The organism is Bradyrhizobium sp. IC3123 (assembly GCF_020193625.1).
Classification (GTDB): Bacteria; Pseudomonadota; Alphaproteobacteria; order Rhizobiales; family Xanthobacteraceae; genus Bradyrhizobium; species Bradyrhizobium yuanmingense.
This window is the reverse complement of the sequence record NZ_JADYVF010000023.1, coordinates 79,706-87,339: the sequence shown is the minus strand read 5'-3', so window position 1 is coordinate 87,339 and position 7,634 is coordinate 79,706. Positions and strand designations below refer to the sequence as shown.

Sequence of the window (7,634 nt, the reverse complement as noted above, 5' to 3'; positions counted from 1 at the left end):
ACATGCCCACAACCTCAACAACAGACGCAGACAGAGGCCCTCGCGGCCTCATATCAGAAAATCGGAGCGGCGAGAGTTCCAACTAAGAAGGCGGCGTCAGTGGTCCTGCTCCCGGGGTCCACTTCACATATAAGACGACCTCTCTCCAACTTCTTTGTAAACAGGCATGCTCCCTGGCCGTTATGCCAGATCACCTTCAATAGATCGCCCCGGCGCCCGCGGAAGCAGAACAAGCGACCGCTCAGGGGATCACGGCGCAGCACCTCTTGGACCTGCAACGAAATTGAGACGAAGCCTTTGCGCATGTCGGTGTGGCCCGTCGCCAGCCACACCCGAACTCCCCTAGGGATTGGAATCACCCCGGATCCGGAGCCTCGATAGTCCGACGAAGCGCCTCAACGTCGAGCCTCGCATCGGCAATGACGCGCCGCCCGCCAGCCAGCTCTATCTCAATCCGATGCTCCGTCCAATGTGCTGTCGCGCTCTCCGATGAGGCCGCCACCGGGGCCATGCCCCACCCTCGGCCACAACTGCCTTGACAAAGCCAGCCTCGGATTTGGTCCGGTCTGCCGCGACGGCCCTTCGCCAAGTCACCAGCAGAGAACGCGACAAGCCATATCGCCGCGCTGTCGCCGCAACCAGGCGTGGCTCGGACATGCTTTCCAAAGCAATCCGAGCCTTATCCTCTCAGACCAGCGCCGCCGGCCTGTTTCCACCACCTCAAGTCGATTCAGCGCACTGATCTTCTCAACTATCAGGCCAGTCCGCTGCAAGGCGTCTCTTCTCGGAGGCTTACCGCCGATCGGCACGCACGAGCGACTTAAGGGTAGCCGCGATTTGGGCTGACAGAGCCAGAGCGAGACGGAGCAGACATTCACGTCACGTCCTCAGGTACGGGTTTCAAGGTGCGATCGAAAGCAGGGGCAAGTTCGGATCAATTGAACGGTCCAAGATATGGTCGATGGGATCTCAATCAAGCAATTCTCAGTAGGCGGTGCTGCAGATCGCGGGCCGCGGGCCTGTCGCGCGCGATCACAAGGCACTCCACCGTGCCAGCCTCTTCGTCGGCAGCAAGCGGGATCACGCCCTCCTTGCGTGTGCGGTCGAATAGAAATCCTTCCTTGCCGAAACGATCATGCGCTGTTTGGAGGGATCGTGATCGAACGTTTCTCACGGATAAAATAACGTTGCAACCGGAATAGTCGAAGCCCAGCAGTCGGACCGCAATACTGTGTAACACCGAGCCGCCACCCCAGCGGCCGTTCGCTTCATTAAACAGCAACCGACCGTGATTCGCGAAAATGGCGTCAATGTTGATCATTCCGCGATATCCCAGGTCTCGCGCAAGTGCCACAAATCGGTAGGCGTGTGCCTGGGCGGTCAACCATTGCTCGTTCGTCAGGTCACTTGGAAGCTCAAGTCCTGTCCAGATCAGAGCTCTTTCGGATCGATCTGTGCTTTTACGCAGACGTATGTTTCCACTGTTGATGAAAACGATTGAACCATCATCCTCGATTTCATACTCGAGATAGAACAAAGACCGGGCCAGGTGGTACGACTCCACGACCAGCGTCCTACACGACGCTGTTGTCATCTCAGACCAAAGCGCGTCAGGATCAAACGACGGCCATGAAATTAGCCGGGTATCTCTTGCCCCAGGTAGTGGATCGCTTTCTTTGCCGGTCAGGATGACATTTCCGACCCCACCGGCTCCATTGTCCAGCTTTACAATGACTCTGCCGGTCTCGGATCTGAGGGAAGTGACCGCTCTGAATAGTTCGTTTGAGTCCGTCGTGACAGATCCATTGGGCAGCGGAAGTGCGACGCTTGTCGCCAATTGACGGAAGTGGCTCTTGCGGTTCAACAGATCAGGCCCTCGCTGCAGAGCGAAGTCGTCGCCGGTCTGCGGTATGCCCAGCATGGCCGCCAGGCGTGCGACGCCTTCAGTAGAGTAGCAGGGATGCAATCGCCAGTTTGATTTCTGACGAATATGTCGGTTGATGCGCTCAACGACAGTCTTGGACAGCAATGTGCAGTCATCAAGGACCGGCGATTGGCGGCCGCCTTCAGGTACAAGGAGAAAAAGACTCGATGCGTCGAAATCGAGCGTCGCGCCAATGAAGGATAGCAGATCCGCCGGGATGACTACCGGGGAGACTATTAGGTCGCCGTGCTGGGCAAACCACGCTGAACGGTATGCCGAGTTGGCGGCCAGCGAAAGTTGAGCTGATGTCAGATCGGCGCCCGACATTTGAGCCGTACCGGCATTCATGATCAAGATCCGCGGCATCCGCGACCTCCGGGCATCTGGACGCGATCAGACAGGGATCGTCAGGCCACAATGTTGAACTTGCTGCGCCGTGGTGAGGCACTGAGCGAAGGTTGATTTTGCGCCGTCTCGATATCACCTGCGATGTAGCGGGAGAGTACGGCGCGCCTCCAATCTGCCGATCTCAATTGATAGCTCCTTTCGGGCTGATCACGTGGCGATCCTTCAGCAAAAAATGCTGGATCTTGCCCAACGCGGTTTTCGGTAGTTCTTGTGTGAAAATGATTTCGCGCGGCACCTTAAAACGGGCGAGCTGTGACTGGACATGTGCCGTCAGCGCTTCCGCCTCGACCCGGGCGCCCGGTCGCTTGATCACATAAGCGACCGGTACTTCTTCCCAGCGCGCATCGGGTCGACCGACCACGGCGCATTCCGCGACATCCGGATGGTCCGCAAGCACACGCTCTACTTCTGCCGGATAGATATTCTCTCCGCCCGAAATGATCAGGTTTTTCTTGCGGTCGTGGACCCAAATATATCCATCTGCGTCGCAGCGGCCAATGTCCCCAGTGCGATACCAACCATTGCTAAGAGCCTCACGCGTTGCCTGTTGATTGCCCCAATATCCGCAGAAAACGTTGGGTCCACGGACTGCGATTTCGCCTGGGTTACCGGGCGGCAACTTGCGGCCCGAATCATCCAGGATCGCCGCTTCGCAGCAGAGACCTGCCAAGCCGCTTGAGCCCTCAGGCACGAGATTTCCGCCGAGCTTCGTATACACAGCGATCGGGCAGGTCTCCGTTGAACCGTAAACCTGCAGGACTGGAACGCCGCGCGCGACAAAGCGCTCGACAAGGTGCTGAGGCACCATCGTCGATCCGGTACAGATTGCTCTGAGCGAGGATAGGTCGGTGCTTTCCCATCGACCATTGCTGGCCAGGGCTTGCATCATGGCTGGCACCAGGGCTGCCAAGCTCGGCCGGTCACGCTCGAACGCATCAAGCATGGTCTCCGCCCCAAAGCGGGTGTGGATACTCACCGTCGCGCCGTGATGCAAAGTCGGCGTCGTCTGGATGTTCAAGCCACCAACGTGGAAGAACGGCAAAACAGCCAGCGTATGATCGGCCGAGGTGAGGTCATGCATGTGCTGACTCATGATGCCGTTCCAGAGCAACGCTTCCTGACGCAGCACGGCGCCTTTCGGTCGCCCTGTGGTGCCCGAAGTATAGACGATCAGAAGCGGGCAAGACGGCTCCGCGCGAGGATTGCGTCCGTCGCCACAGTCTCCGTCCAGGAGATCGTCCAATTTGCAGCCGCCGAGAGGCGTAAAGTCCAACCCGACAAGAGAGGCATGGGGCACTTGCTTCGTCAGGACAGGCAAAGCTGCGCCGAAGCACTGCTCAAGAACGAGCACTTTTGCCCCGGAGTCCGACAAAATGAAAGCGTGCTCGGCGGCCGCAAGACGCCAATTCAATGGTATGAGGATTGCGCCGAGCCTCGCGCACGCATAGAGCAGCGCCAGATAATCAGGCCTGTTGAGGCTGAGGATCGCGATCCGGTCTCCCCTTTGGACGCCGAGCTGGCTCTTGAAGGCGCGAGCGATCCGCTCGATCCGTCGATTGAGGCTGGCGTAGCTGAGACTCTGCCCTTCGAAACGGATCGCGGTTTTGCCGGGAGTATACGCAGCGTTTCGCTCGATCAGTGTGCAGAGATCCAACTTGTTATCCATGCGCCTCAGGCTCGCAAATTACGTTTGTCCCGATGCGCTTCAGCCGCAACCCGGAATTGCTTGGCGAGGCTCCGATCACATGCTTCGGTTGGCCCTTGTACAGGCTATGATGACACGGCCTAGGCCTTCTTGATGGATGTCATGGGTTGCGAACAATGGATATTGCTTGAGGGATCTCGGGCGATTGATCACTGACTCTCTGCTCGGCGGCGGTCGTGTGCATCTGTCGGTAGTGATAGGCACACCACGAAGACAGTTTCTTGCCGCGTCTTTGATATACAGGCTCGCCGCACATATAGGCCGCTCTGGCATCTCCATCTTTGAAGCCGATGATGCAACGGCATTGGCCTTCAATATGGTCGATTAACAGGACCTTCTTGACGTCGTCGGGCGCTTTCAACTTGCTGCTCCAGAATGCCAAGCAATATCTGCGATGCCGGGTGGTTGCGCGGAGCGGCACTTGCAGCTCAGGCTCTTTGAAAACCTGCGCAGGCCCGCCGTCTGCCTTGCCAGCCATGGGAAAGCAGTTTGAACAGAGCGGAAAGCCGGTTCGGCCAACTGATTTTGGCGCGGTGTCGCGCCAGAGGAGGGGTTTGGTTCAGATTCAGGAAGCAGCGACCCTCCGCTGGGGCTTCGGATGGAGGTCTACGTCCATCAATTCTGACCTCAACGCCTGTCTGGTGGCCCGGCCCAGCACAGTCACATAGTCTCGGTTCCGGAATGCCGAACCATTCAAAGCTACGTGCGAGCAGTAGCTCCGCAACCGGCACTCGCTGCATAGCCCTTCCGACCGACCCAGCATCGGGGATGAGGATCACGACCGACCATGGGGGCTTGGATCTGACCAGCTGAGACATTCTCAATCCTTCACAATCCCGGCGACAGACCGAGATAGGTGCTAACCTCAAGACCGTACAACTTAACGTTACGTGAGATTCAAGCCCTTTTTTGGGCCTGTGACAACGTGGCCAAGCTCTCAGGCTGCCGGAAAAGGGCCGCCGGCCGGTGTGCTGTCGCAAGCATTCAGCGCTGCGATGTGAGCCAAGAAAGTTCGTCTCCCGTCGAGATCAGGGTCGCCTGCCGATGAGCCCATTGCCGGAAACGCTTGCCCTTCGACCAGGCGCTCGCTGCCCTTGCAGCCGATTGCGCGCGTGAAGTCCGCTGCGCCGTCATTGAATAGCTCAGTCACGTCTATCTGGCGCCGACCGTGCGATGCCAAATGCGGCCGACCGATAGTTTTCGATGAGGTCGGCCTGATAGGGGCACCAGCCTATAGCCCTTGCGGCGTTGGAGAAACGATCCCGCGAATGTGCCGGCGGGCGTCATCCAACGTACCTCGTGGTCACTGACTTCGCGATTATCGCAGTGTCTGATAGAGGCGGTACAGCAGCCGCGCGCGAGGTTCAATCGACGAGATGTAGAGTTGCTCATAATGCGTATGCGCGCCCTTGCCATCGACGCCAAGGCCGTCAAGGGTCGCGGTATGCGGCGCGGTGAAATTGCTATCGGAGCCGCCGCCGCTGAACGCGTCGAGCAGCTCGAATCCAAGCTCGGCAGCAAGCTGTTTGGCGTGTGCGTAAAGCGCGGCGCCGGCGCTGGTCTTCTCATATGGCGGACGGTTCAATTCGCCTGATACCTTCACCTTGACGCCCTCGGTGCGCGAGCTGATGCCCAGAATCTTCGGCACCAGCTCGTCGGCATGGGCCATGGTCGGGACGCGCATGTCGACTTGCGCGTAGGCCAGTTCCGCGATCACGTTTGGCCTGGTGCCGCCGCGGACGACGCCGACATTGACGGTGATACCGCGCGTGAGATCGTTCATCGCCTCCAGCGTCTGGATCACATGGCCGAGTTCCCGAATCGCGCTGCGGCCGTCCTCGGGGCGCGTGCCGGCATGCGCGGCCGCACCCTTTATGAATACCTCGAAGCGCGCAACGCCCTTGCGCCCGGTGATGACCTTGCCGCCGTCGCGCGCCGGCTCGGTCACGAGCACGTATTTGGCCTTGCGGCCCTCGGCCTCGATCAGCGCGCGCGAGGTTGGGCTGCCAATCTCTTCGTCCGAGACGTAGAGCTGGGTGATGCCGAGCGGCGGGCGTGCGTCATCGGCGCAGATCTGCCGGAATGCGTGATAGGCGAGGTAGGCGCCGCCCTTCATGTCGTAGATGCCGGGGCCGAACGCACTGTCGCCGTCGATCTTGAAGGGTAGCCGTTCGATGGATCCCATCGGATGGACTGTGTCGAGATGGCTCAAGATTAGAAGGCCCGGTACGCCCTGCCCCCAAGAAGAGCGGATAACCAAATGATCGCCGCAGCCGTCATGCCCCGCAACGCGCTCGACGCTGGCGGGCAGGTCGCGATAGCCTGCTGCGACGACATCAGCCAGTTTGTTGATCTGATCCGGCCGCTCCGTCGGAGATTCGATCATGACCCAGCGGCGAATGCCCTCGAGAATCGGGGCGATTTCGAACGCGTTGCTGGACATAGTTGTCTGACGCCTTTGAATTCGATTGTTATCGTTCTGCAAGATCATGACATCAACCATGTACTCACATCAGAATCGAGGCCGAACATCTAAAGGGTCGCCAGCCGTTGTGACCCAGGCGTGCCTCTGGATCCGATCTTGCTGCGGCAACGATGTACGCGCCTGTCGATCTTAACTTGAGCTACCAAAGCTGGTAGTTTTCGACGGGATTATGCGGACCTAAGAAGAAGGCCCTTCTGGAGTTGGTCGTTCTGGTGAGCTGTAATTATTCTGATCAGGACCTTCCTGCGAGATCCGCGCAAATCGCATTGTCCTGACCAGGTGACCCCCACGCCTCTCAACGCGGAAGGTCGCCGGCCAGCGGCAGCATCGTACGAGCGGCGAAGCGCCGAAATCGCCTGAGCTGAGGGGACGGACCTCTCAATACGAGCTCTAATCAGTGAAACAGTTGCAGCCCGGTCGATTGTTCGACGACTGTCGCTGGAAGCGGCCAGGGATCGATGCCACCGCGCTCAGTCAAGCAGTAGGGTTCCGCGCCCCGGAAGTTGATCAATGGATTGCCACGGCCTTGTCGGGTCGCGATAAATTCATCCGATAAAGATGGTATGTGTGCCAAGCACCTTGTGGTCATACAAAACGCATTCGAGCGCGCAAAATGCGTTCGGCAATAGCGGTGGGCGCTGTATCGAAGCGGTGAACACCCTTGGGCCCCTCCCGACCGCCAGCGGCACGGCGGCTCCATGCAGATGGACGTCAAAGAACTCACCGCCAGTCCACGTCGTCCGGCTGCCGTTCCGCTCGTCACGATGGCGACACCCGCTGGCCAGATTGCGCATGGTCTGACGGAACTCTGTCGGTCGGATAGACGGCATTTCAAACTGGTGGCTCATGATCTGCCTCTGGACTTGTACCCGATTCCGACTTTTATCCGTATTGGGCGGCCCCTAATAAGGTATCCGGTGTCGGAATTACGTGACGAGCAAGCTCAGGTCGAGCTCGGCTATGACTTCGATGTCCTCTGGATTAGCTGAAGTCATGACCAGACGGACGTGCAGTATCTCACCTTGTTATCGGGATCGGCGATTGCAGCGGCAGAACTGAGAATTGCCGCCGCCAGGAGTTTCAATAGGACCCTTCTCAAGCAGAACCGCGCT

Annotated in this window: 6 protein-coding genes; 1 reads left to right on the top strand and 5 read right to left on the bottom strand. The window is 58.8% G+C overall.

The annotated features are described in order from the left end of the window. Positions 1 to 53 precede the first annotated feature (53 nt). From tnpB to I6F20_RS36090, 5 genes are all read right to left on the bottom strand, one after another. On the bottom strand, positions 54 to 332 hold the full coding sequence (gene tnpB, locus I6F20_RS36110) for an IS66 family insertion sequence element accessory protein TnpB (protein ID WP_225130998.1): 279 nt from the start codon (positions 330 to 332) through the stop codon (positions 54 to 56). A gap of 641 nt (positions 333 to 973) precedes the next feature. Then, a complete protein-coding gene (locus tag I6F20_RS36105; RefSeq protein ID WP_225130996.1) occupies positions 974 to 2,290 on the bottom strand; it encodes a preATP grasp domain-containing protein in 1,317 nt (438 codons plus the stop codon). 163 nt (positions 2,291 to 2,453) lie between these two features. Then, entirely contained in the window at positions 2,454 to 3,986 is a 1,533-nt protein-coding gene (locus I6F20_RS36100) for a class I adenylate-forming enzyme family protein (RefSeq protein ID WP_225131013.1), read from the bottom strand. Positions 3,987 to 4,137: 151 nt separating this feature from the next. Then, a complete protein-coding gene (locus tag I6F20_RS36095; protein ID WP_225130986.1) occupies positions 4,138 to 4,515 on the bottom strand; it encodes a hypothetical protein in 378 nt (125 codons plus the stop codon). Positions 4,516 to 5,355: 840 nt separating this feature from the next. After that, on the bottom strand, positions 5,356 to 6,480 hold the full coding sequence (locus I6F20_RS36090) for a M20 family metallopeptidase (RefSeq protein ID WP_225130984.1): 1,125 nt from the start codon (positions 6,478 to 6,480) through the stop codon (positions 5,356 to 5,358). 740 nt (positions 6,481 to 7,220) lie between these two features. Between I6F20_RS36090 and I6F20_RS36085 the strand changes: the two genes are divergently transcribed. Then, positions 7,221 to 7,511 (top strand): hypothetical protein, encoded by a 291-nt coding sequence (locus I6F20_RS36085; RefSeq protein WP_225130982.1) that lies wholly within the window; start codon positions 7,221 to 7,223, stop codon positions 7,509 to 7,511. Positions 7,512 to 7,634 lie beyond the last annotated feature (123 nt).

Bases quoted from the DNA above. Each gene is read 5' to 3' on its own strand.
- I6F20_RS36105 (WP_225130996.1), bottom strand. From the start codon at position 2,290: ATGCCGCGGATCTTGATCATGAATGCCGGTACGGCTCAAATGTCGGGC.
- I6F20_RS36095 (WP_225130986.1), bottom strand. From the start codon at position 4,515: ATGGCTGGCAAGGCAGACGGCGGGCCTGCGCAGGTTTTCAAAGAGCCT.
- I6F20_RS36090 (WP_225130984.1), bottom strand. From the start codon at position 6,480: ATGTCCAGCAACGCGTTCGAAATCGCCCCGATTCTCGAGGGCATTCGC.
- I6F20_RS36085 (WP_225130982.1), top strand. From the start codon at position 7,221: ATGCAGATGGACGTCAAAGAACTCACCGCCAGTCCACGTCGTCCGGCT.